This window comes from Rhizorhabdus sp. P4_G6 (assembly GCF_056401045.1).
This window is the reverse complement of record NZ_JBFUKC010000021.1, coordinates 24,151-46,790: the sequence shown is the minus strand read 5'-3', so window position 1 is coordinate 46,790 and position 22,640 is coordinate 24,151. Positions and strand designations below refer to the sequence as shown.

21 protein-coding genes and 1 tRNA gene are annotated in these 22,640 nt (G+C 64.9%); 17 read left to right on the top strand and 5 right to left on the bottom strand.

Features of this window, described 5'->3' with window-relative positions; genetic code table 11:
* Positions 1–110 precede the first annotated feature (110 nt).
* Positions 111–1,703, top strand: coding sequence for a phospholipase D-like domain-containing protein (locus tag AC1DPF_RS16480; protein ID WP_477962407.1), 1,593 nt, complete (start codon positions 111–113; stop codon positions 1,701–1,703).
* Positions 1,704–1,937: 234 nt separating this feature from the next.
* On the opposite strand, the gene AC1DPF_RS16475 is transcribed toward AC1DPF_RS16480, so the two are convergent.
* Both AC1DPF_RS16475 and AC1DPF_RS16470 read right to left on the bottom strand, forming a co-directional pair.
* Complete coding sequence (locus tag AC1DPF_RS16475) at positions 1,938–3,359, bottom strand: DEAD/DEAH box helicase (protein WP_477962405.1); 1,422 nt, start codon at positions 3,357–3,359, stop codon at positions 1,938–1,940.
* A 97-nt stretch (positions 3,360–3,456) separates the two neighbouring features.
* The gene (locus AC1DPF_RS16470; RefSeq protein ID WP_477962403.1) at positions 3,457–3,924 is read right to left on the bottom strand and encodes a hypothetical protein; all 468 of its coding nucleotides are present in this window, start codon (positions 3,922–3,924) and stop codon (positions 3,457–3,459) included.
* 112 nt (positions 3,925–4,036) lie between these two features.
* Between AC1DPF_RS16470 and AC1DPF_RS16465 the strand changes: the two genes are divergently transcribed.
* Positions 4,037–5,494 (top strand): FAD-binding oxidoreductase, encoded by a 1,458-nt coding sequence (locus tag AC1DPF_RS16465; protein WP_477962401.1) that lies wholly within the window; start codon positions 4,037–4,039, stop codon positions 5,492–5,494.
* Positions 5,495–5,544: 50 nt separating this feature from the next.
* Positions 5,545–6,318, top strand: a complete 774-nt coding sequence (locus tag AC1DPF_RS16460; protein ID WP_477866179.1) for a SapC family protein — start codon at positions 5,545–5,547, stop codon at positions 6,316–6,318.
* A 278-nt stretch (positions 6,319–6,596) separates the two neighbouring features.
* On the opposite strand, the gene AC1DPF_RS16455 is transcribed toward AC1DPF_RS16460, so the two are convergent.
* Entirely contained in the window at positions 6,597–7,457 is an 861-nt protein-coding gene (locus AC1DPF_RS16455) for an N-formylglutamate amidohydrolase (protein WP_477866177.1), read from the bottom strand.
* A 162-nt stretch (positions 7,458–7,619) separates the two neighbouring features.
* Between AC1DPF_RS16455 and cpdR the strand changes: the two genes are divergently transcribed.
* The 3 genes from cpdR (at position 7,620) to AC1DPF_RS16440 (ending at position 8,472) form a co-directional block, all read left to right on the top strand.
* A complete protein-coding gene (gene cpdR, locus AC1DPF_RS16450) occupies positions 7,620–7,994 on the top strand; it encodes a cell cycle two-component system response regulator CpdR (RefSeq protein WP_477866175.1) in 375 nt (124 codons plus the stop codon).
* 145 nt (positions 7,995–8,139) lie between these two features.
* On the top strand, positions 8,140–8,307 hold the full coding sequence (locus AC1DPF_RS16445; protein WP_477866173.1) for a hypothetical protein: 168 nt from the start codon (positions 8,140–8,142) through the stop codon (positions 8,305–8,307).
* Positions 8,308–8,397: 90 nt separating this feature from the next.
* Positions 8,398–8,472, top strand: a tRNA-Val gene (locus AC1DPF_RS16440).
* A 200-nt stretch (positions 8,473–8,672) separates the two neighbouring features.
* Here the strand turns inward: AC1DPF_RS16440 and tgt are convergent.
* On the bottom strand, positions 8,673–9,833 hold the full coding sequence (tgt, locus tag AC1DPF_RS16435; protein WP_477962398.1) for a tRNA guanosine(34) transglycosylase Tgt: 1,161 nt from the start codon (positions 9,831–9,833) through the stop codon (positions 8,673–8,675).
* A 75-nt stretch (positions 9,834–9,908) separates the two neighbouring features.
* Here tgt and AC1DPF_RS16430 point away from each other — a divergent pair, with 75 nt between their 5' ends.
* The 6 genes from AC1DPF_RS16430 (at position 9,909) to AC1DPF_RS16405 (ending at position 13,854) form a co-directional block, all read left to right on the top strand.
* The gene (locus AC1DPF_RS16430; protein WP_477962397.1) at positions 9,909–10,664 is read left to right on the top strand and encodes a TSUP family transporter; all 756 of its coding nucleotides are present in this window, start codon (positions 9,909–9,911) and stop codon (positions 10,662–10,664) included.
* An 81-nt stretch (positions 10,665–10,745) separates the two neighbouring features.
* Positions 10,746–11,567, top strand: a complete 822-nt coding sequence (locus tag AC1DPF_RS16425; protein ID WP_477866165.1) for an alpha/beta fold hydrolase — start codon at positions 10,746–10,748, stop codon at positions 11,565–11,567.
* Positions 11,568–11,575: 8 nt separating this feature from the next.
* Positions 11,576–11,764, top strand: a complete 189-nt coding sequence (locus AC1DPF_RS16420; protein ID WP_477866163.1) for a hypothetical protein — start codon at positions 11,576–11,578, stop codon at positions 11,762–11,764.
* Between the two features lie 13 nt (positions 11,765–11,777).
* A complete protein-coding gene (locus tag AC1DPF_RS16415) occupies positions 11,778–12,230 on the top strand; it encodes a DUF488 domain-containing protein (protein ID WP_477962394.1) in 453 nt (150 codons plus the stop codon).
* A 24-nt stretch (positions 12,231–12,254) separates the two neighbouring features.
* Positions 12,255–13,178 (top strand): DUF72 domain-containing protein, encoded by a 924-nt coding sequence (locus tag AC1DPF_RS16410; RefSeq protein ID WP_477962391.1) that lies wholly within the window; start codon positions 12,255–12,257, stop codon positions 13,176–13,178.
* Positions 13,179–13,254: 76 nt separating this feature from the next.
* A complete protein-coding gene (locus AC1DPF_RS16405) occupies positions 13,255–13,854 on the top strand; it encodes a DUF4142 domain-containing protein (protein ID WP_477866155.1) in 600 nt (199 codons plus the stop codon).
* 69 nt (positions 13,855–13,923) lie between these two features.
* Here AC1DPF_RS16405 and AC1DPF_RS16400 read toward each other — a convergent pair whose 3' ends face one another.
* Positions 13,924–14,934: an NAD(P)H-quinone oxidoreductase gene (locus AC1DPF_RS16400; RefSeq protein ID WP_477962389.1), complete on the bottom strand. Its 1,011-nt coding sequence runs from the start codon at positions 14,932–14,934 to the stop codon at positions 13,924–13,926.
* A gap of 82 nt (positions 14,935–15,016) precedes the next feature.
* On the opposite strand from AC1DPF_RS16400, the gene AC1DPF_RS16395 reads away from it, so the two are divergent.
* The 5 genes from AC1DPF_RS16395 to AC1DPF_RS16375 all read left to right on the top strand — a co-directional run bounded on the left by AC1DPF_RS16395 (position 15,017) and on the right by AC1DPF_RS16375 (position 22,640).
* Positions 15,017–15,214 carry a DUF1192 domain-containing protein gene (locus tag AC1DPF_RS16395; RefSeq protein ID WP_477866151.1) on the top strand — a complete coding sequence of 66 codons (198 nt, stop codon included), beginning with the start codon at positions 15,017–15,019 and terminating at the stop codon, positions 15,212–15,214.
* Between the two features lie 125 nt (positions 15,215–15,339).
* A complete protein-coding gene (gene clpA / locus AC1DPF_RS16390; RefSeq protein WP_477962387.1) occupies positions 15,340–17,652 on the top strand; it encodes an ATP-dependent Clp protease ATP-binding subunit ClpA in 2,313 nt (770 codons plus the stop codon).
* A gap of 206 nt (positions 17,653–17,858) precedes the next feature.
* A complete protein-coding gene (gene sthA / locus AC1DPF_RS16385; RefSeq protein WP_477866147.1) occupies positions 17,859–19,328 on the top strand; it encodes a Si-specific NAD(P)(+) transhydrogenase in 1,470 nt (489 codons plus the stop codon).
* Positions 19,329–19,461: 133 nt separating this feature from the next.
* Positions 19,462–20,148, top strand: a complete 687-nt coding sequence (locus AC1DPF_RS16380) for an ABC transporter ATP-binding protein (RefSeq protein ID WP_477866949.1) — start codon at positions 19,462–19,464, stop codon at positions 20,146–20,148.
* Positions 20,145–22,640: an ABC transporter permease gene (locus tag AC1DPF_RS16375; protein ID WP_477866145.1), complete on the top strand. Its 2,496-nt coding sequence runs from the start codon at positions 20,145–20,147 to the stop codon at positions 22,638–22,640. The genes AC1DPF_RS16380 and AC1DPF_RS16375 overlap by 4 nt, the downstream gene beginning before the upstream one ends.

The window sequence follows — 22,640 nt, the reverse complement described above, 5'->3', positions numbered from 1 at the left end:
GCCAATGATTATCTTCCCCGCAAGCATCGCCGAAACCATCATCGGGCGCCAGCAGCAACGAAACGACCGACGGAGCGTTAGCGTCCCGAACGGACTGTTACGGGGCCAAAATGGGATGTGAGATCGATCGCGCGCGGGACCTGTCCAACGGGGTCTTCCAGACCGGATCCAATTGCTGGCGGATAGACCGCGCGACCAGGATCGCCGTGATCGTCGATGCCGCCGATTATTTCCGGATAGCGCGCGATGCGATGCTGCGGGCGCGCGAACAGATCATCCTCGTCGGCTGGGATGTCGATCCGCGGATCCTGCTGGATCCCGAAGACGGTGATGGCGAGGCGCCCAATTGCCTCGCCCAGTTCATCCCCTGGCTGTCCCGCGAACGGCCGGATCTGCGCATCAACCTGCTGATCTGGAACATGGGCTTCATCAAGCTCCTGGCGCGCGGGCTCTCCGTGTTCACCCTCGCCCGGTGGCGGATGTCCCGGCATGTCTCGATCCGCTTCGACAGCAGCCATCCGATCGGCGCCACCCATCACCAGAAGATCCTGGTGATCGACGACAGCATTGCGCTGTGCGGCGGCATCGACATGACATCCGATCGCTGGGACACAGCGGAGCATCGCGACGACGATCCGCGGCGGCGGCTGCCCGGCGGCAAACCTTATATGCCGTGGCATGACACGGCCTCGATGATAGAAGGCGACGCCGCCGCATCGCTTGGAGAACTGGCGCGGGAGCGCTGGCGGCGGGCGACGGGCCGCCAACTGCCATCCCCCAACCGCCACGGCCACCTATGGCCCGAGCAGGTCGAACCGCTCTTCCGCGACCAGGATGTCGCGATCGCCCGCACCGTCCCCAAGGCCGAAGGGGTCGACGAGGTTCGCGAGATCGAGCAGCTCTATATCGACATGATCGCTGCCGCGCGCCGCTTCATCTATGCGGACAACCAGTATTTCGCGTCGCGCCGGATTGCCGAGGCCCTGGCGCATCGGCTGGTGGAGAAGGACGGCCCGGAAATCGTGATCGTCAATCCGATCAGCGCCGATGGCTGGCTGCAGGAGGCGGTGATGGGCAGCGCGCGGGCGGCGCTCTTCTTTACGCTGGCGGAACTCGACACCCATGACAGATTCCAGATCTACACGCCGGTAACAGCCGCCGGAAAGCCGATCTATGTCCACTCGAAGCTGATGATCGTCGATGACGTCATCCTCCGGGTCGGCTCATCCAACATGAATAATCGCTCGATGGGGCTCGATAGTGAATGCGATATCGCGCTGGGGGGCCTTCCCGGCGACACGCCAGACCCGGCGATCCGCGATCTCCGCGAAAGGTTGATAGCCGAGCATCTCGGCACCACTCCGGCGATCGTCCGCTCGGCGTTCGAACGGACAGGATCGCTCGTCGGCACCGTCGAGTGCCTGCGTGGCGAGGGCAAGACGCTCGTGCCGTTCGAGCCCGGCGAATGGAGCAATACGACATTGTCGATCGGCACCAGCGAACTGCTCGACCCCGAATCCGTCGACGAACGCTGGGAACCCTTGTCGAGCCGCGGCCTCTTCCGCGGCTTTCTGCGTCGTGGCACCCGTCAGCTGTTCGAGGAAGTGCGGATGCGCCGGCGCGCTCGCCGTGAGCGCAACCGCGGGCGTTGGCGGCGCAAGTTCCGCGAGCTTTGGGAGACTGCGCGAGGCCATGGAGAATGAAACCGCCCCTGCGGCGGGAGAATAGTTCGGCTATGGCCGTTTCCAGCCGGATGAGATCACCCGAAGAGTCGAAAGTAGCGGTAAATCAATGGGCGCGGGAATCGATCAGGTTCGGTCGGGACGAGATCGGATCTAGACTCGATCCCGTTCAGATTGAACCGGATCGAGTCTAGATTTTGTTCGTTTTCCGTGATTTCCGAGCCGGCAGATGATTCCACCTGCCTCGAAATCACTCTAGCCCAGCCTTACCTCGAGGAAGCTCGGCACCGGACCGTTCCAACCTTCGTCGGGGCCGTCGTCGCGATCCTCGCGGCGCGGGCGGCGATCCCCGGACCCGGTAGCGCGCGCAGGATGCGGCGCGCGCGGTGCTTCCTGCGAAGGCCGTTCGCGGCGCGGTTCGCGAGCTTCGCGTGGTGCAGCCGCAGCTGCCGTGGCTCCTGCCGGTGCCGGAGCGCGCTCGCGCCGCCCGCGGCCGCGGGCCGGCCGTGCTTCGGTGGCGGCTTCGGTGCCGCTCTCGGCGTTTTCGGCGGGAGCGGCCGACTTCGCGCCGCCGCTCCGGGCGATCCTGTGGCCGGTCAGCTTCTCGATCGCCTCGACCGCTTCGGCATCTTCGGGCGTGACGAGGGTGATCGCCTTGCCGGTCGCCCCGCCGCGGCCAGTCCGGCCGATCCGATGGACATAGTCGTCGGGATGCCAGGGCACGTCGAAGTTGAAGACATGGCTGACGCCCTTGATGTCGAGCCCGCGGGCCGCGACGTCGGAGGCGACGAGGATGTTGATCTCGCCGGCCTTGAAGCGATCGAGCTCGCGCAGGCGCTCGGGCTGTTCCATGTCGCCATGGATCTGCCCCGCCCGGAAACCATAGCGTGCGAGGCTCTGTGCCAGGTCGCGCACCGTCGTCTTGCGGTTGGAGAAGACCAGCGCGCTCGTGACGTCCTCGACCTTGAGCAGATCGCGCAGGACATCGCGCTTGGCGCGGCTGGACGTCTCGACCAGCGCCTGGTCGATCGACAGATTGGCGCTGGCGGGACGCGATACTTCGATCTGCTTCGGGTTCGACAGGAACTTGTCGGCCAATTTCTTGATCGGCGCCGGCATCGTCGCCGAAAAGAGCAGCGTCTGCCGCTGGGCCGGCAGCTTCGTGCAGATTTCCTCGATATCGGGAATGAAGCCCATGTCGAGCATGCGGTCGGCCTCGTCGATGACCAGCATGCTGCAACCGGTCAGGAGGATCTTGCCGCGCTGGAACAGGTCCATCAGCCGACCCGGTGTCGCGATCAGAACATCGACACCTTTTTCGAGCGCCGCAACCTGCTCGCCCATGTTTACGCCACCTATCAACAAAGCCATGCTAAGCTTATGATATTTACCGTATTTTTCAAAGTTCTCAGCAACCTGCGCCGCGAGCTCGCGGGTCGGTTCGAGAATCAGCGAGCGCGGCATGCGGGCGCGGCTGCGGCCATGCGCCAGGATGTCTATCATCGGCAGCACGAAACTGGCGGTCTTGCCCGTTCCCGTCTGGGCGATGCCGATGAGGTCCTTCATCATCAGGACAGGTGGGATCGCCTGCGACTGAATGGGGGTCGGCTCGGTGTAGCCGGACTCCGACACGGCGCGGAGGAGTTCATCGGAAAGGCCGAGGTCGGCAAACGACATAATATATCCGGAAATAGGCGGCGCGAAGCCCCGCTCGAACCGCCGCGCTTGGGCGCGAAGCCACAATTTGTCAAGGTATATGGCCGGTATCAGGGCCTCATTTGTCCGGAACGAGCTTTCGGAAACGCAGTATCTCGCATTGCCCGCCGGCGCGCGTCCTGATCACATCGCGATCGGCGCAGATATTGCCGTCTTCGGTGGGCAGGATATAGAAGCCGGAATAATAATCGAGCGCCGGGCAGCTGGACGAAAAATGCGCGCGCAACCGCTGGCCGCCGCGCAACGCCAGGTCGATCGCGTCATCGGCGACGACCGCCGCGCCTGCGATCGCGGCCATCGGAACGCATTTGGGGCCCTTCTTCGATTTCCACTTGAGCGGCTTGGGCGGTACCCGGCGCGGCACCCGCACGATAAGCGACTGCTCGATGGTAAGCTGCGCGAGTTGAATCGGGTGCGCATCTTCCCTGGCACTGGCTCCCGAGCCGACGAGCAGCAGCAACGCCAATGGAATACCGACGGACATTAGTCGCGGCAGACGGCCCAGCTTCACGATCGAATGTTCCACCCTTGTGCAGGCCCCGCTTTCGAGGTCACCCTAACCTCATCGTCCTTCTGCGCAATCGCTTGAACAGCGGATTAACTGGCAAATCGCGTGGGGCCTGCACTATGTTCCCGTCATGGCCGGCCTCAACTTCCCGGATCGGGCGCTGCTCGACAAGCTCGCTGCTCTGCTCGGGCCGCAAGGCTTCGTCACCGACCGCGACCTGATCGCTCCCTGGCTTACCGACTGGCGCGAGCGCTATCATGGCGACAGCCCCGCCCTGCTTGCCCCAGCCACCACCGAGCAGGTGGCGGGCATCGTCCGCCTGGCCGCCGAAGCACGGGTGGCACTGGTGCCCCAGGGCGGAAACACCGGCACGGTTGCGGGCGCGACGCCGTCGGCCGACGGATCGGCGCTGCTGTTATCGCTGCGGCGCATGAACCGGATCCGGTCGCTATCCTCAGACGACAACACCGCCGTCGCCGAGGCGGGCGTGATCCTGTCCGATCTCCATGATGCTGCCGGCACGATCAGGCGTCGATTTCCGCTATCGCTAGCCGCCAAGGGTTCGGCGACGGTGGGCGGACTGGTTTCCACCAATGCCGGCGGCACCCAGGTGCTGCGATTCGGCCCGATGCGCGCACTCGTGCTGGGAATCGAGGCAATTCTGCCGGACGGGTCGCTGTTCGACGGCCTCGCCACCCTGCGAAAGGATAACCGCGGCTACGACCTGCGCCAGTTGCTGACCGGCGCCGAGGGAACGCTGGGCGTCATCACGGCCGCAGCCCTGCGGCTGGTGCCGGCCCCGGCGTCCCGCGCTGTCGCCTGGGCCGGCATCGCCAACCCGCACACCGCCCTCACGCTGCTGCGACAGCTCGAGGAGCGCACCGGGGAGGCCGTCGAAAGCTTCGAGCTGGTGCCCGCCAATGCGCTCGCGTTGGTGCTCGAAAAGATCCCCGGCACGCGGGCGCCGCTCGCCGAGCCCTGCCCGTGGAATATATTGGTCGAAGCTGTCGGCGCGCAGGCTGGGTTCGACCCAGTCGAAGCGCTCGAGGGCGTGCTTGCAGCGGCAATCGATGCGGGCCTGGTGCTAGACGCAACGATCGCCGCCAGCGAGACGCAGGCCGATGCGCTCTGGGCGCTGCGCGAGTCGATCTCCGAGGCCGAGAAGATCGACGGCCCGTCGGTCAAGCATGACATATCGGTGCCGGTGTCGGATATGCCCGACTTCCTCGAGCGCGAGCGCCAGCAGGTCGAGGCACGCTTCCCGGGGTCACGGATCATTGCGTTCGGCCACCTGGGCGACGGCAACATCCATTTCAACCTGCTGCCCCCCGAGACTGCGAATCGGCCCGCATGGATCGCCCAGCATGGCGCGGCTGCAAGTGCCATGATCCATGACCTCGTCGCCGCAGCCGGCGGATCGCTATCGGCGGAGCACGGCATCGGCCAGGCAAAGCTCGCCGAATTCGCGCGGCTGACCGACCCGGTTCGCCTCGGGGCGCTACGCGCGATCAAGCAGGCGCTCGATCCGCTCGGGATCATGAACCCCGGAAAGCTTGTTCCGCTTGCTTCCGGCGATAAGGCCCAATAGGCGGCATTCTACGGCCTCGCGGCCCTAAAATATTTTCAGGAGATGCCCTCATGGCGAGCGCCCCGGCCAACGCCCTGCCCCTTTTCTACAATGATCTGCAGCCGCTTTCGAGCCAGACCCACGCGACCTGGAAAGCCAAGTCGATCGAGGGCGCGCCGTTTTTTGCGCAGGCACATGCTGTTCCGCTGACCGTGGAGGAGTTCATCCTCGCGCAGCGCCACTATCCGATTGTCTTCTCGGCGGGGCCACAACCCGTCCCGCTTGCGCTGTTCGGCCTCAACGAGGGCGTGAACGTCTTCACGGACGAGCAGGGCGTCCCGACTCGCGACCTCTATATTCCTGCCTATGTCCGCCGTTACCCGTTCATGCTGGCACGCCTGCGCGAAGGCAGCGACGACCTGTCCCTGTGCTTCGACAGCAGCTCGGGCGTGATTGGGGAGTTCGAGGAAGGCCTGCCGCTGTTCGAGGGCAATGAGCCGGCCGAGGCAACCAAGAACACGCTCGCCTTCTGCGAACAGTTCGAGCAGGCGGGCATGCGCACCGGCATGTTCATGGAGGAACTGATCCAGAACAAGCTGTTGATCGACGGCGAGGTCACGATCGAGATCGAAAACCAGCAGCCTTTCGTCTATCGCGGTTTCCAGATCGTCTCCGAGGAAAAGCTCAAGGAATTGCGCGGCGACGTCCTGCGCAAGATGCTCCAGAGCGGCCTGCTCCCGCTGATCCACGCCCACCTGTTCTCGCTTGCCCTCATCCGCGATGTGTTCTCGATGCAAATGCAGCAGGGCAAGATGCCGCAGCCGACCCTCGAGACGACTGTCTAAAACGGCCGAGGTCGCGGTAAACGTCGTGCTTATAAGGAATTTTCCCGATAGCGACGAACTGTCCTTGAAACCGTAAGGGAAGCGGCCTATCTTGCTTTTGTGCGGTGGTCGTGTCCCCCTTTCGCGGCCCCGTACTGCGCATCCCTCGGGATGCGTTCCTCCCTGAACCTTGGCCACCTCGTGCATATGCACGAGGTGGTTCTTTTCATTTAGGCCCTGCTCCGCCGCAGACCGCCGCAATGAACTGCAACAGGGCTAATGAACCCCGATAGGGGTCGTCATTCCGCGGCGATCGGCAGCCCATCGCTGAACAACGCACCGATCTCCGCGGCGATCGTCGCCAGCAACTCCCCGCACCCTTCCAGATTGGCGGTGGGCGCGTTCAGCGTAGCGTCGAGATATAGCGATCGATCATATTCGATCTGGATCGCATGGATATTTTGGCGTGGGCGGCCATGCCGATCGATCGTGTACCCACCGGCATAGGGATGATTGCGCGCCGCGCGCAGCCCGGCCCCTTCGATGACCGCGAGCGCCACGTCGACCACGGCCGCCGTCGCCCCGGCACCGAAGCGATCACCGATCACCAGCCTGACGGGTCCGCCTGCCTGCCGCACTGGCAGCGGCGGCATCGAATGGCAATCGATCAGCACCGCCACGCCGAAGATATCGCGCGTCGCCTTCAGCCGCTCGGCGATCACCCGATGATATGGTTCGTGCGCGTAGGCGATCCGTTGAGCGGCCTCTTCCACTGACATTGGCCGGCGCCACAATTCGCCGTAAGCGGGCAGCCGGCGCGGGAAAAGACCGAGGCCGGCGCGCACCTTGCCGCTAAGCAGTAGCGGACCGCCTGCGATGCTGCCGTCGATCATCGCGGGATCGATCTCGCGCGGATCGCGATTGAGATCGATCGCAGCGCGCGCGATCCGCGCGATGACCGCGGTCGCTCCTTCCGTCACCGCCTGATCGACGAGGCATTCTGCATGGCGATCTTCGAGAGCGCGAAGCCGTTCGAGCGGAACCCGGGCCTGATCCAGCAGCCAGCCCGGATAGTTGCGGCCCGCGTGCGGCACCGCCAGCAGCACTGGAGAGCGCGGCACTGCAGGTCCAACGATCGAGAAGGCGGGTTCTTCGTGCATCCAGTTAGTGCTAGGGACCCAATCCGCGCCACGCAACGGCCGTGGCAGGCTGGCGGCGGCTTGAGTCGATATTTCGTACTCTGGCTGGAATTTGTTAAGCGATTGACGCATAAAGGCGGGACTTCACCGGCATGGTGCCGGCTGCGGGATGCGATCAGGGCTATGATCCGAATACTTCTGGCTGAGGACGACGATTCGATGCGCGAATATCTCGCGCGCGCCCTCGAACGCACCGGCTATTCGGTGACGAGCGTCGACCGTGGCACCGCCGCGCTGCCATTGCTCGAAAGCGAGAGCTTCGACCTGCTGCTCACCGACATCGTCATGCCGGAGATGGACGGGATAGAGCTGGCCCAGCGCGCCAATGTCATCGCACCAGGGATGCGCGTCATGTTCATCACCGGCTTTGCCGCTGTGACGCTGAAATCAGGCGCAACCCCGCCCGATGCCAAGGTCCTCTCCAAGCCCTTCCATCTCCGCGACCTCGTGCTCGAGGTCGACCGGATGTTCCAGATCGGATCCGCGACCGGAATCTGATCGCCGTTAGCCTCGCCTGACGCTCCGACCACCAAGCTTCTCTGCGCCGCCCATTAGCGGCACGGACCGCCGCGCTGCTCCATATTGGTCATCACGTGGCAAGGTCCATCCCTCCACGCGGTCTTGCGACCACGAAGGACGGCATATGCTCGACACCGAAACCGCCTATCTGCTGACCCGCGCCAGGGAGGAGGCCATCGCAGCCATCCAGGCCAGACATCCGTCCGCCTCGGCTGCGCATCAGCAACTGTCCATTCTCTATTCGGCGAAGGCAATCATCGGGCTTGGAGACGGGCCAGGCCGTCAACGCTGAGCATGATCGCGGCCTGTATCCCGGCCGCTAGCAAAAAGCTCTTGGCTGGGGTTGCGTGGCCGCCTGGCCTCGGCTAGTGACCGCCGCGTTGGGCGTGTAGCTCAGTGGTAGAGCACTGTGTTGACATCGCAGGGGTCGCAAGTTCAATCCTTGCCACGCCCACCATTCACCTCAGGCTGAATGCATGGACAAGGGCGTCTCTTCGGAGACGCCCTTCCCTCACTGCGAAGCAAGCTGCAGCGACTGGTCCGGGGACGATCGAGATCATCCCCGGAACGCCCAGGTTACGCAAAACAACTTTTACACAGTGTCGGAACTTCTCCCGTCCCTGCAGATAGTTATATCCGTATCCCGTTGGGATTCGGTTAAACCATGCTTGGCGTTTCGTTCACCATGTTGGTACCGCGATAGGCCGTCCGGAAATGGTCCGCGAAGGCGGTCAGCCGGCTTTCCGCGATCGCCGTGCGCAGGTCGCTCATCAGCGCCTGATAGAAGCTCAGATTATGCTCGGTCATCAGCATCGCGCCGAGGATCTCGCCGGCGCGGATCAGGTGGTGGATATAGGCGCGGCTGAACTGCGTGCAAACCGGGCAGGCGCAGGCCTCGTCGAGCGGGCGCTGGTCCTCGCCGAACCTCGCGTTGCGCAGGTTGATCGGCCCGGCGCGGGTAAAGGCCTGGCCGTTGCGACCCGATCGGGTCGGCAGAACACAATCGAACATGTCGATGCCACGCTCTACGGCACCGACGATGTCGTCGGGCTTGCCGACGCCCATCAGGTAGCGCGGTTTGGCGGGATCGAGCTGGCCCGGCGCGAAATCGAGCGTAGCGAACATCGCCTCCTGGCCCTCGCCTACCGCAAGCCCGCCGACCGCATAGCCGTCGAAACCGATGTCCAGCAGCGCGTCGGCCGATGCCTTGCGCAGCCTTTCGTCCAGCGCCCCTTGCTGGATACCGAACAGGGCCGCACGCCCGGCATGGTCGCCGCCCGCATCGAAGGCCGCGCGCGAACGCCTGGCCCAGCGCATCGAGCGCTCCATCGCCTCGCCCTGCTGCTGCAGGGTGGCCGTGGTCGGCACCAGTTCGTCGAACGCCATGACGATATCGGAACCGAGCAGGCGCTGTATCTCGATCGAGCGCTCCGGGCTCAGCATATGGGCCGACCCGTCGAGATGGCTCTTGAAGGCGACGCCTTCTTCGCTGCGCTTGGTCAGGGCGGACAGGCTCATCACCTGATAGCCGCCGCTGTCGGTCAGGATGGGGCGATCCCATCGCATGAATCGATGCAGCCCGCCCAGCCGCGCGACCCGCTCGGCGCCCGGGCGCAGCATCAGGTGATAGGTATTGCCCAGGATGATGTCGGCGCCGGTCGCGCGAACATCAGCCGGTTTCATTGCCTTGACGGTCGCAGCAGTTCCCACCGGCATGAAAGCCGGGGTTCGGATCTCGCCGCGCTGCATGGCTATGGTGCCTGCACGGGCCTTGCCGTCGGTGGCGGCGATCGAAAACCGGAAGCGGGGGAGCGTCATCGGCACGCCCATAAAGACGCCGCTGCGCACTGCCAAGGCTTGCACGGCCCGATGGCATGCGGCACGGGCGCGGCTATGCATCTTGCGCCCGAAATTTATCTGCTGCTGACCGCCGTAGCCTTCACAGCGGGCGTCATCGACGCCATTGCCGGCGGCGGCGGGCTGCTCACCGTGCCCGCCATGCTGGCGGCCGGACTCCCGCCCATTCCGGCCCTGGCCACCAACAAGCTCCAATCGAGCTTCAGTTCGGGCACGGCCACGTTCAGCTTCAGCCGGAAGAACATGATCGACTGGCGGACCTATTGGCCGCAGGTGCTGGTGATCCTGATCCTGTCGGCGATCGGCGCGCATGTCGTCCAGTCGATCGAGACCGACATATTGAACCTGATCGTTCCCGGCCTGTTGATCGCGGTCGCGGCCTATGTCCTGCTCAGCCCTCGGATGTCCGACGAGGATGCGCATCACCGGCTCAGTGCCAGGGGCTACCTCCCCATCGGCGGAGCGATCGGCTTCTACGACGGCTTCTTCGGCCCGGGTACCGGCAGCTTCTTCGCCACCACATTGGTGTCGCTGCGTGGCCTCGGACTAATCCGCGCGACCGCGCACACCAAGGCATTCAACTTCGCCAGCAACATCGGCAGCCTGATCGTCTTCCTGCTCGGCGGCCATACCTTCATGCTGCTCGGGCTTTGCATGGCGATCGGCTCCGCCTMCGGAGCCTATACCGGATCTCACATGGCGATGCGGTTCGGCGCCAGGGTGATCCGCCCGGTGCTGGTAACGATCTCCGTCGTGCTGACTATCAAGCTGCTGTGGAATGCCCTGAACTGAGCCCGGTCAAGCCGTGCAGGGCCCCTCGGAACCTCTCGATGGTCGCCGGGTTTAACGGCCTTCCCAGAGGAGACGCCCATAATGAGCACCCTATCCGCGCGCGACGGTTCGACCCTGCATGTCAAGGATCTGGGCTCCGGCGAGCCGGTGGTGCTGATCCATGGCTGGCCGTTGAGCGGCGACATGTGGGAATATCAGACGGTTGCATTGCTCGAGGCCGGCTACCGCGTGATTGCCTATGACAGGCGCGGGTTCGGCCATTCCAGCCACCCCGCAAATGGCTATGATTACGACAGATTCGCCGACGATCTCGCCGACATCTTGGAAAAGCGGGACCTGCAGCAGGCGACGCTGGTCGGCTTCTCGATGGGCGGCGGCGAGATCGCGCGCTACCTGTCCAGATACGGCGTCGGACGCGTCGCCAAGGTGGCGCTCGTCAGCTCGGTTGTCCCCTATCTGCTCAAGGAGGAAGATAATCCCGAGGGCATCGAATACAGCGTCTTCGCCGAGATGAAGCGCGATATCCGCAAGGACCGCTTCGCCTTCCTCGGGAGCTTCGCCAAGGCGTTCTACGGTGCCGGCCTTGCCTCCCATCCGGTCAGCAAGGAGCTTCTCGACTGGACTTTCATGCTGGCGATCATGGCCAGCCCCAAGGCGACGATCGAATGCATCGATGCCTTCGGCACCACCGATTTCCGGCCCGATCTGGCCGCCTTCACCGTGCCGACCCTCATCATCCATGGCACCGCTGACAAGACGGTGCCGATCGACCCGACAGGGCGCGCCGCCGCGAAAGCAATTCCGCATGCCACGCTGCTCGAATATGAAGGCGAACCCCATGGGCTATTCGCCACGGCGCCGGAACGACTCAACATGGACCTTCTTGCTTTCCTCACCCGTTAGCGCCGAATATGACGGACCAGACAGCAGGAGAGATCGCGTTGAACGACAGCAGTACGCCCGGACCCGTAAAGGAAAACAAGGGCAAGCAGGCACCCAAGATCACCAAGAAGACCGCCGTCGTGGGCGCCGCTATCGGCGTGGGCTCGGCAGCGATCGTGGCGGCGCTTCTCTACGCGAACCGCAACAACAAGAGCTGAAGCGACCGCGCCGATGCGCATCTTCACGATCGGCTATGAAGGGGCGACCCAGTCGGAGCTGGTCGAGCGCCTGAGACTCGCCGGGGTGAAGTTGCTTGCCGACGTTCGTGCGGTCCCGCTGTCGCGTCGACCGGGCTTCTCGAAGAACATCCTCGCCGCCGGCCTCCGCGAGGCCGGCATCGACTACGTCGGCCTGAAGGCGCTCGGCACCCCGCCGGAAGGCCGCGAAGCGGCGCGCAAGCACGATCTCTACACATTGCGGCGGATATATTCGGCGCAACTCGATCTGCCCGAGGCGATGGTGCAGGCGGCGCAGCTCCGCGATCTCGCGCAGGAACGCCCGACCGCGCTGCTCTGCTTCGAACGCGACCCGGCCTGCTGCCACCGCACCCTGTTGGTAGAATCGGCCATGCCCGAGGCCGATGTGGTCCATCTGTTCGTTGACGGCAGCGGCCCAGGAGCCTGACCGCGAGCTGCGCGTTCCCGCCCCATGCCTTCCAGCGTCATCCGCCGTTTCGATTATGACGAACCCAACCGCCGGCTCAACGTCCAGTTCGTGACGGGACGGCGCTATAGCTATCATGACGTGCCCGCCGCGCTGGTCAAGGCGATGCGCAGCGCCAGATCCAAGGGGCAATTCTTCAACGCGCGCATCCGGGACCATTTCCGCTTCACGCGCGAGACAACCGGGTGCATCTTCGTCGGCACCGCCGGCTGGTCGATCGCATCGCGGGATCGACCCGAATTCCCGCACGGCGGGTCGCATCTCGAACGCTACGCCGCGCGGTTCAACGCGGTCGAGATCAACAGCAGTTTCCACCGCCCGCACCGCTTCGACACCTATCGTCGATGGGCTGAAACCGTGCCGCCCGAGTTTCGCTTTTCAGTCAAGCTTCCGAAACAGATCACCCACCAGCTCCGCTTGGTCGATTCCGAGCGCCATATCGAGACGTTCGCCGATCAGATAGCAGGCCTTGGCGAAAAGCTGGGCGCGGTGCTGGTGCAGCTCCCGCCTAAGCTTGCCTTCGACGCAGGGGTCGCGAATGCATTCCTTGCGGCTCTCCGGGCGGCTATCGCGGCGCCGATCGCCTGGGAGCCGCGCCACGCCAGCTGGTTCACGCCCGAAGCCGAAGCATCGCTGGCCGAGCGCCGCGTCGCGCGTGTCGCCGCCGATCCGGCCCGGGTGCCGGAGGCGTCCGATCCCGGCGGCTGGCCCGGGCTGCGCTATTTCCGACTGCACGGATCACCGGTCATCTATCGGTCGGCCTATGGCGAGGGTCGGCTGCGCGGCTATGCCGCTACGCTCCGCGCAGGCTCGGCCTGCGACAGCTGGTGCATCTTCGATAACACCGCAGCCATGGCGGCAATCGGCGATGCGCTGATGTTCGCCCGGATCATGGCCGAGCAAGGCTGAGCCTGCTCGTTCGGCACGGTCCCGGAACGCCGTCGACCTTGGGTCGTTTAGCCCGTCCGCCACGGAGGAGAGACCCATGAAACATATATTAGTCGCGACTGTCGGTGTGTTGGCGCTCAGCCTAGCGGGCTGCAACAAATCCGAGCAGGCCGCGCAGGGCGCCGCCAACAGCGCCAGCGAAACCGCCGATAGCGCAGGCGCAATGGCTTCTAATGCGATGGTGGACGTGAAGCAGGCGATGTCGCCCACCCCGAACGGCATGGACTTCGCCAACACCGCGGCCAAGTCGGACGCCTTCGAGATCGCGACGTCAAAGCTGGCGCAGGCCAACGCCACCTCTAAGGAGGTCAAGGACTTTGCCGCCGAGATGATCAAGGCGCATACGGACTCGACGAGCAAGATCAAGGCTGCCGCGGGCAAGGCCAGTCCGGCCATTACCCCCGATCCCGCGCTGACCGAGGATCAGAACGAGGATCTCGCAGAACTGGGCAAGAAGAAGGGCGCTGACTTCGACGAGGCCTATATCGACGGGCAGGTCGCGGCGCACCAGACCACGTTGGCGATGATGCGCGATTATGCCGAACGTGGTGACACGCCGTCGCTGAAGGCCGTAGCGGCGGAAATCGCCCCGACCGTCCAGAAGCATCTCGATCATGCGAAGATGCTGGACAAGTAAAGACGCGAAGGGCCGGGCAATCCATTGCCCGGCCCGCCTTGTGTCAGCCGCGCGAGCGGAAGGGGTCGTTCACCGCATAGCCGGGCCCACCTCCAGCACCACTTTCCCGATATGATCCTCGTCCATGCGCCGATGCGCCGCCGCGGCCTCGGCTAGCGGAAAAGTGGCGTCGATGACCGGCTTTAACCGTCCCTCCTCGACATGCGGCCACACCACCGATGCGATTTCGCTCGCCACCAGCGCCTTGAATTCCACGCTGCGCGGCCGCAGCGTCGATCCGGTGAGGGTCAGTCTCTTCTGCATGACCTTCCAGATCGGGATCTCGGCCTTGGCGCCCCGGAGCACCGCAATGGAGACGTGCCGGCCATCCTCCGCGAGGCAAGCGATGTTGCGCGGCAGATAGTCGCCGCCGACCATGTCCAGCACCGCATCGACGCCTCGCCCGCCGGTGATGCGCCGCACCTCCTCGACGAAATCGTGGGAGCGATAGTTGATCGCGTGGGCGGCCCCCAGCTTCAGCGCCGCGGCACATTTCTCGTCCGAACCGACGGTAACGATGACCTGCACCTGGAAGATCCGACCGAGCAGGATCGCCATGGTGCCGATTCCGCTGGTGCCGCCGTGGATCAACACCTGATCCCCCTCGCCTACATAAGCGCGCTCGAACAGGTTGCTCCACACCGTGAACAGCGTCTCTGGAATCGCCGCCGCTTCGATCATCGACAGGGTGTTCGGCACCGGCAGGCACAGCCCGGCGTCGGCGACGGCATATTCGGCATAGCCGCCACCCGCGAGGAGCGCGCAGACCGGCTGGCCGAGCAGCTCCCGCTGAGTCCCCTCCCCCAGGGCAACGACCTCGCCCGCGACTTCGAGGCCGGGGACGGTCGGCGCACCGGGAGGCGGCGGATAGGCGCCAATCCGCTGGGCAATATCCGGCCGGTTTACCCCTGCGGCTGCCACGCGAATCAACAATTGGCCCGTGCCCGGTTGTGGCACGGGCCGGCGAACCGGAAGCAGAATCTCCGGGCCGCCCTTGTCCGCGGGGTCGATCGCCGTCATCCAATCGGGAATTTCGGCCATCTAGCCCCTCTTTTTCGCGTGGCACCGGCCGTCCACCGAAGGGTTTATTGACATGCGCCCCGCAGCGGTCAACGCTGTGCCCATGGAGCCCGACGATCTTTTCGCCAAGCGCCCCGACGACCCGGTGCAGCAACTCATCCGGCAGGACATCGATCACCTGTCGGTGGACGAACTCGAAGTCCGGATCGCCGCGCTCGATACCGAAATTGCCCGCTGTCGCGAAAAAATTAAAAAAGCCGTTAACCATCGCGCAACAGCTGAAAGCCTATTCAAGCGATGAAGGCGCGCTGTCGAGGTCGGCGTCCCGCTGTCTCGACAGAGGCTGGTTCTTGATGAACGGGCCTGGGCACCCGACATATAGGCTACCGGCATGGCTCGGTCCATGCCGCACGGAGTAAGATAACCATGCCTTCATTCGCCCGCGAACTCGAACAGACGCTGCACAACGCGCTGAGCGCTGCCAGCAGCCGGCGCCATGAATATGCGACGCTGGAGCATCTGCTGCTCGCCCTGATCGCCGACGAGCATGCCTCGAAGGTGATGATCGCCTGCGGCGTCGACCTCTCCGAGCTTCGCAACGCCGTCACCAACTATCTCGATACCGAACTCGACGCCCTCAAGGTCGAGGGTGAGACCGATCCCTCGCCGACCAGCGGTTTCCAGCGTGTCGTCCAGCGCGCTATCCTCCATGTCCAGTCCTCCGGCCGCGAGGAGGTGACGGGCGCGAATGTGCTCGTCGCCCTGTTCAGCGAGCGCGAAAGCTATGCCGTCTTCTTCCTGCAGCAGCAGGACATGAGCCGCCTCGACGCGGTCAGCTTCATCAGCCACGGAGTCGGCAAGGCCGGACAACCCACGGAGCAACGCGAAGTGAAGGGCGCCGAAGAGGAAAAGAGCCAGGCCAAGGCGGACGGCAAGAAGGGGGAAAGCGCGCTCAAGCAGTTCTGCGTCAACCTCAACGAGAAGGCCAAGAACGGGAAGGTCGATCCGCTGATCGGCCGCGGCCCCGAGGTCGATCGCACCGTCCAGATCCTGTGCCGCCGCTCGAAGAACAACCCGCTCTATGTGGGTGATCCCGGCGTCGGCAAGACCGCAATCGCGGAAGGGCTCGCGCGCAAGATCGTCGAGGGCGACGTTCCCGAGGTGCTGTTGCCGGCGGTGATCTACTCGCTCGACATGGGCGCGCTGCTCGCCGGCACCCGCTATCGCGGCGATTTCGAGGAGCGCCTCAAGCAGGTCGTCACCGAGCTCGAAAAGCTGCCCCATGCGGTGCTGTTCATCGATGAGATCCACACGGTGATCGGCGCGGGCGCAACATCGGGCGGCGCAATGGATGCCTCCAACCTGCTCAAGCCGGCGCTGTCGGGCGGCACGATCCGCTGCATCGGCTCGACCACCTACAAGGAGTTCCGCAACCATTTCGAGAAGGACCGCGCGCTGCTGCGGCGCTTCCAGAAGATTGATGTGAACGAGCCGACGATCGAGGATACGATCAAGATCATCACCGGCCTGCGCACCGCGTTCGAGGAGCATCACCACGTCAAGTACACGCCCGATGCCATCAAGGCCGCGGTGGAGCTTTCGTCGCGCTACATCAACGACCGCAAGCAGCCCGACAAGGCGATCGACGTGATCGATGAGGTCGGCGCTTCGCAGATGCTGGTGCCGCCGGCCAAGCGCAAGAAGGTGATCACGCCCAAGGAGATCGAGGCCGTGATCGCGACGATGGCGCGCATACCGGCGAAGTCGGTCTCGACCGACGACAAGAAGACGCTCGGTTCGCTCGAGACCGATCTCAAGCGCGTCGTGTTCGGCCAGGACAAGGCGATCGAGATCCTCTCCTCGGCGATCAAGCTCAGCCGCGCGGGGCTGCGCGATCCGGACAAGCCGATCGGCAACTATCTGTTCTCCGGCCCCACCGGCGTCGGCAAGACGGAAGTCGCGCGCCAGCTGGCATCGATCCTGGGCATTCCGCTGCAGCGCTTCGACATGTCGGAATATATGGAGCGGCATTCGGTCAGCCGCCTGATCGGCGCCCCTCCGGGCTATGTCGGCTATGACCAGGGCGGCCTTCTGACCGATGCCGTTGACCAGCATCCGCATTGCGTGCTGCTGCTCGACGAGATCGAAAAGGCGCATCCGGACCTGTTCAACATCCTGCTGCAGGTGATGGATAACGGCAAGCTGACCGATCACCACGGCAAGACGGTGGACTTCCGCAACACCATCCTGATCATGACCACCAACGCCGGTGCGTCCGACATGGCGCGCGAGACGGTGGGCTTCGGCAACCTCACCCGCGAGGGCGAGGACGAGGAAGCGGTCAAGAAGATGTTCACGCCGGAGTTCCGCAACCGCCTCGATGCGATCGTGCCGTTCGGCTATCTGCCGACCGAGGTCGTCTCACGCGTCGTCGAGAAGTTCATCCTCCAGCTCGAACTGCAGCTGGCGGACCGCGACGTCCACATCAGCCTCGACGAGGAAGCCAAGACCTGGCTGACCAACAAGGGCTATGACAAGCTCTACGGCGCTCGCCCGATGGGCCGCCTGATCCAGGAAAAGATCAAGCAGCCGCTGGCCGAGGAATTGCTCTTCGGCAAGTTGGTCCATGGCGGCGAGGTCAAGGTGAAGTTGAAGGACTTCGCGCTGTCGTTCGAGCTCGTCCCGGCGGCACCGAAGCGCCCGAAAAAGGGTGGCACCAAGCCCAAGCTCAAAGTGTGATCGTTCAGCCTGGCTGAGGAAAGGCCCGTCTCGAAAGAGGCGGGCCTTTTGCTTTGGGCTCATTCATTCTCCCGGCCATCATTTCCGCGGATGTTCCATCAAGCTCGGTCGTTACTGCCCCAGACCGGGCGTTAACCATGTTTTCAAGGCTCCGGGCGTAAGAGGGGGCGTCGGACTCGCGAGCACGGGTTAATCTGGGGGATGTGATGCGTTACGAACTGATCGTCATTGGCAGCGGGCCGGCGGGACGCCGCGCCGCCATCCAGGCTGCGAAGCTGGGCAAGTCGACCCTGGTCGTCGAGAACCGCTTTCGGGTTGGCGGAGTGTCGGTGCACACCGGCACCATCCCGTCGAAGACGCTGCGCGAAACCGTGTTGAATCTGACTGGCTGGCGCGAGCGGGGCTTTTACGGCCGGGCCTATCGCGTCAAGAAGGACATTCAGGGCAAGGACCTCAATGCCCGCCTGAAGATGACGCTGGAGCACGAAATCGACGTGCTCGAGCATCAGTTCACCCGTAACGGCGTGCGGACGGTCGAGGGTGCGGCCCAATTCCGTAGCCCGCACGAGATCGCCGTGACGGGGCCGAGGGGCGACGTCCACATCTTCGAAGCCGAGCGCGTGCTGATCGCTGTGGGGACCAATCCCTATCGCCCCGCTTCGATACCGTTCAACGACAGCACCATTCTAGACAGCGACAGCCTGATCGCAAACCCGCGCGTGCCGCGCAGCCTGACCGTGATCGGTGCCGGCGTGATCGGCATCGAATATGCCACCATCTTCTCGGCGCTCGACGTGCCGGTCACGCTGATAGAACCCCGCGAGACCTTCCTCGATTTCGTGGACCGCGAGATAATCGACGACTTCGTCCACCAGTTGCGCGACCGCGGCATGACGATCCGGCTCGGTTCCAAGGTCGAGCGGGTCGAGGTCGACGGCCAGGGCTGGCCGATCTCGGTGCTCGACGATGGCCGCCGTATTCGTTCGGAAATGCTGCTCTATGCGGCGGGACGCATCGGCGCGACCGGTGCGCTGGGGCTGGAGAATTGCGGTCTCGAAGCCGACAGCCGCGGCCGGTTGACCGTCGACCCGGTCACGCTCCAGACCGACGTTCCGCATATCTATGCCGCCGGAGACGTGATCGGCTTCCCCAGCCTTGCCTCCACATCGATGGAGCAGGGCCGCATCGCCGCCTGTCACGCCTTTGGCGCGCCCATGCCACCCGCCCCCGCTTATTTCCCCTATGGCATCTACGCAGTGCCCGAGATTTCCACGGTCGGCCTGTCCGAGCAGGAAGTGCGCGACCGCGGTATCCCCTATGAATGCGGCATCGCGCGGTTCCGCGAGACATCGCGCGGCCATATCATGGGCATGCAGGCGGGCATGATGAAGATGGTCTTCGCGCTCGAGGACCGCCGCCTGCTCGGTGTCCACATCATCGGCGAAAGCGCGACGGAACTGATCCACATCGGCCAGGCGGTGCTCAACCTCGGCGGAACGCTCGACTATTTCGTCGAGAACACGTTCAATTATCCAACGCTCGCGGAGGCGTACAAAATTGCGGCCCTCGACGCCTGGAACCGCATGCCGCGCTGCGACGACACGCACCAGACCGCGCTTGAGCGAGCGCTACCGGAGTTGCAGCGTATAGCGGTCCAGGGACCCAAGGCCGCCTGAGCTTTCCCGGATTCCTCGATCTCGCCGCCGGTCGACTGGCCGGAATCGTCGCGAAGCCTCGCCTCACCCATTGATAGTGCCGCCGACGATCCTCATGTTGCAGTACAGCAACGAACAGGATCGCTTCGCCGGCATGACATCACCCATCATCGACGCCAGCGCCCTTCGTCTCGCGCTAGGCAAGGGGTCGGCGCGGGTCGAGATCCTGAAAAGCATCGATCTCGCTATCGGCAGCGGTGAAACGGTCGCGCTGCTTGGCCCGTCGGGCTCGGGCAAGTCATCGCTGATGGCGATCCTGTCAGGACTGGAGCGGGCCGACGCTGGCAGCATCAGCGTGGCAGGTCTCGATTTCACGCGTCTCGACGAGGATGGCCTCGCCGCCGCGCGGCGCGGACGGATCGGCATTATCCTGCAGGCCTTTCATCTGTTGCCGACAATGACCGCGCTGGAGAATGTCGCCGTTCCACTTGAGCTCGCCGGCGAAGCCGATGCCTTTGCATGGGCACGCGCGGAGCTCGAGGCAGTCGGCCTGGGCCATCGGCTCGACCATTATCCGGCCCAGCTGTCAGGCGGTGAGCAGCAGCGCGTCGCCATCGCCAGGGCGACCGCGCCCCGCCCCGTAATCCTGTTCGCGGATGAGCCCACCGGCAATCTCGACGCGGCGACCGGCGCGGGGATCATGGACCTGCTGTTCGATCGCCAGCGCGAAACGGGCGCCACGCTGCTGGTGATCACCCATGATCCCGAACTCGCCAAACGCTGTCGCCGCGTCGTCGAGATGCGCGACGGGCAGATCATATCCGACCGGTCGGCCGCATGACCATCGCCTGGAGGCTGGCGCTGCGCGAGATGCGCGGCGGCTTGCGAGGGCTGCGCCTGCTGATCATATGCCTGTTTCTGGGCGTTGCCGGGCTGGCCGGCGTGGGCAGCCTCGGCGAGGCGATCACCGCCGAGCTTGACGCCCGCGGCCAGGAGATATTGGGCGGCGACATCGAAATGCGAGTTGCCCAGCGCGAGGCGACGCCCGTCGAGCGCACAGCATTTGGCCGGGTCGGAATCGTCTCGGCCAGCATTCGCATGCGGGCGATGGCGTCGCGCCTCGATGCCGAGGCGTCGGTGCTCGCCGAACTGAAGGGTGTCGATGATCGCTGGCCGCTCTACGGCGCGCTCAAGCTAGCACCGGGGGCGTTGCGCCCCCGTCCCGCCGGGCTCGATGTCGCCATAGCCCCCGAACTCGCCGAGCGGCTGTCTGTCCGCCTTGGCGACCGCATCCACGTCGGCGACACGAGCCTGCGCGTGATCGGCCTAATCGTCGACGAACCCGACCGGGTCGGCGAGGGCTTCACCCTTGGACCAACGATCCTGCTGTCGCAGCAAGGGCTTGGAGCGACCAGGCTGGTCCAGCCCGGCAGCCTTTTCACCACCCGTTACCGCATCCGCCTTGCCGGCAATCAGGATGCGCATGCGATCGCCGAGCGGCTTGACGACCGATTTCACGACGCCAATTGGGAAGTGACGGATCGCAGCAATGCCGCGCGCGGGCTGCGGCGTACCGTCGAGCAGCTCAGGCAATTCCTCACCCTCGTCGGTCTGACCGCGCTGATCGTCGCCGGCATCGGGGTCGGCAATGGAGTCTCGTCCTGGCTCGACCAACGGCGACCGGGGATCGCGACCCTGAAGATCCTCGGCGCGTCCTCGCGCATCATCTTCCGCATCTACCTGATCCAGATCGCCCTGGTCGCAGCCGGCGCGGTCGTCGCAGGACTGGTGGCCGGCGCGGCCGTCCCTGCGCTCGTCGGCAAGATTGCCGGCGATGCGCTGCCCGTCGAGCCGCATTTCACACTCTTCCCGCTGCCGCTGCTGGTCAGCGCCGGCTATGGCCTGCTGGCCGCCTTGCTCTTCAGCCTCGCCCCGCTTGCCCGGGCAGGACAGGTCAGCCCCGCGGCGATCTTCAGGGCACGGGTCGAGCCCTTCGGCCTTCCCCGCTGGACGGTCCTGGCGCCCATGGCCGGCGCAGGCGCGGGTATCGCGGCGCTCGCGATCGGCACGGCCCGCGATCCCCTGCTCAGCGCCGGCTTTCTTGCGGGCACCGTCGCCGTTTTCGCGCTGCTCGGCGGGATAGGGTGGCTCGTTCGCCGCGGCGCGCGTGCTGTTCCGCGTCCTCGGCGGCCGCTGCTCCGCCTCGCCATCGCCAATCTGCACAGGCCCGCGGCGCAGACCGATCGGCTCATCGTGGCGCTCGGCCTCGGCCTCACCTTGTTCGTGATGCTCGCGGTGCTGCAGACCAACCTCGCCAACCAGATCGAGCGCACCATCCCGGCGACAGCACCGAACTTCTTCGTACTGGACGTGCCCACCGACGGGATCGACCGGTTCCGCCGCACCGTCCATTCCAAGGCGCCCGACGCTCAGATCACCAGCGTGCCATCATTGCGCGGGTCGGTGGTGGCAGTGCGCGGCGTCCGCGTCGCCGACATGAAACCGGTGCCCAAGGGGGCCTGGATCCTGAACGGCGACCGCGGCCTCACCTATGCCTCGGTACTGCCGCAGGGCAATGAGATCGTCGCGGGCAAATGGTGGCCGGCCGACTATGCCGGCCCCCCTCTCGTCTCGATCGAGGAGCAGGCGGCCAAGGCTCTCGCCCTCAAGCCCGGCGATGCGATGAGGCTGTCGGTGCTCGGGGTGGAGATCGATGCGAAGATCGCCTCCATCCGCCGGGTGAATTGGGAGACGATGGGCTTCAATTTCGGCATCGTCTTCGCCCCGGGCACGCTCGAAGCGGCGCCCCACAGCTATATGGCGACCATCACCCTGCCCGATGCGCACGAGGCGGCGATCAACAAGGCGGTCATCGCTGCTTTCCCTTCGGCGTCGCTGATTCGCGTCAAGGACGTCGTCGACCAGCTATCGCAGGTGTTTGGACAACTCGCGATGGCGATTCGGGCAGTCGCATCGGTGACGCTGGCTGCAGGCGTCGCAGTGCTGATGGGCGCGATCGCCGCGTCACGACGCGCTCGTCTCTACGACGCCGTCCTGCTCAAGCTGCTTGGCGCGAGCCGGCGCCAGATCCTCGCGGCGCAGGCTATCGAATATGCCCTGCTCTCCGTCATCGTCGCGGGGCTCGCGCTTGCGGCGGGCACGGCGGCCGGCTGGTCCATCGTCACCGGCATTTTCGAGCTTCGCTGGGCGCCAGACTGGGGCGTGGTGCTGGCGACGTTGGCAGCCGGCGCGACGGGCACGCTGGGCATCGGCATGCTCGGGTCCTTGCCCGTCTTGGCGGCGCGGCCGGCGGCGGCGTTACGGACGCTCTGA

What these genes read in the sequence shown, in the direction of transcription:
- AC1DPF_RS16480 (WP_477962407.1), top strand. Translation starts at nt 111, where the DNA reads ATGGGATGTGAGATCGATCGCGCGCGGGACCTGTCCAACGGGGTCTTC.
- AC1DPF_RS16475 (WP_477962405.1), bottom strand. Translation starts at nt 3,359, where the DNA reads ATGTCGTTTGCCGACCTCGGCCTTTCCGATGAACTCCTCCGCGCCGTG.
- AC1DPF_RS16465 (WP_477962401.1), top strand. Translation starts at nt 4,037, where the DNA reads ATGGCCGGCCTCAACTTCCCGGATCGGGCGCTGCTCGACAAGCTCGCT.
- AC1DPF_RS16460 (WP_477866179.1), top strand. Translation starts at nt 5,545, where the DNA reads ATGGCGAGCGCCCCGGCCAACGCCCTGCCCCTTTTCTACAATGATCTG.
- AC1DPF_RS16455 (WP_477866177.1), bottom strand. Translation starts at nt 7,457, where the DNA reads ATGCACGAAGAACCCGCCTTCTCGATCGTTGGACCTGCAGTGCCGCGC.
- cpdR (WP_477866175.1), top strand. Translation starts at nt 7,620, where the DNA reads ATGATCCGAATACTTCTGGCTGAGGACGACGATTCGATGCGCGAATAT.
- AC1DPF_RS16445 (WP_477866173.1), top strand. Translation starts at nt 8,140, where the DNA reads ATGCTCGACACCGAAACCGCCTATCTGCTGACCCGCGCCAGGGAGGAG.
- tgt (WP_477962398.1), bottom strand. Translation starts at nt 9,833, where the DNA reads ATGACGCTCCCCCGCTTCCGGTTTTCGATCGCCGCCACCGACGGCAAG.
- AC1DPF_RS16425 (WP_477866165.1), top strand. Translation starts at nt 10,746, where the DNA reads ATGAGCACCCTATCCGCGCGCGACGGTTCGACCCTGCATGTCAAGGAT.
- AC1DPF_RS16420 (WP_477866163.1), top strand. Translation starts at nt 11,576, where the DNA reads ATGACGGACCAGACAGCAGGAGAGATCGCGTTGAACGACAGCAGTACG.
- AC1DPF_RS16415 (WP_477962394.1), top strand. Translation starts at nt 11,778, where the DNA reads ATGCGCATCTTCACGATCGGCTATGAAGGGGCGACCCAGTCGGAGCTG.
- AC1DPF_RS16410 (WP_477962391.1), top strand. Translation starts at nt 12,255, where the DNA reads ATGCCTTCCAGCGTCATCCGCCGTTTCGATTATGACGAACCCAACCGC.
- AC1DPF_RS16405 (WP_477866155.1), top strand. Translation starts at nt 13,255, where the DNA reads ATGAAACATATATTAGTCGCGACTGTCGGTGTGTTGGCGCTCAGCCTA.
- AC1DPF_RS16400 (WP_477962389.1), bottom strand. Translation starts at nt 14,934, where the DNA reads ATGGCCGAAATTCCCGATTGGATGACGGCGATCGACCCCGCGGACAAG.
- AC1DPF_RS16395 (WP_477866151.1), top strand. Translation starts at nt 15,017, where the DNA reads ATGGAGCCCGACGATCTTTTCGCCAAGCGCCCCGACGACCCGGTGCAG.
- clpA (WP_477962387.1), top strand. Translation starts at nt 15,340, where the DNA reads ATGCCTTCATTCGCCCGCGAACTCGAACAGACGCTGCACAACGCGCTG.
- sthA (WP_477866147.1), top strand. Translation starts at nt 17,859, where the DNA reads ATGCGTTACGAACTGATCGTCATTGGCAGCGGGCCGGCGGGACGCCGC.
- AC1DPF_RS16380 (WP_477866949.1), top strand. Translation starts at nt 19,462, where the DNA reads ATGACATCACCCATCATCGACGCCAGCGCCCTTCGTCTCGCGCTAGGC.
- AC1DPF_RS16375 (WP_477866145.1), top strand. Translation starts at nt 20,145, where the DNA reads ATGACCATCGCCTGGAGGCTGGCGCTGCGCGAGATGCGCGGCGGCTTG.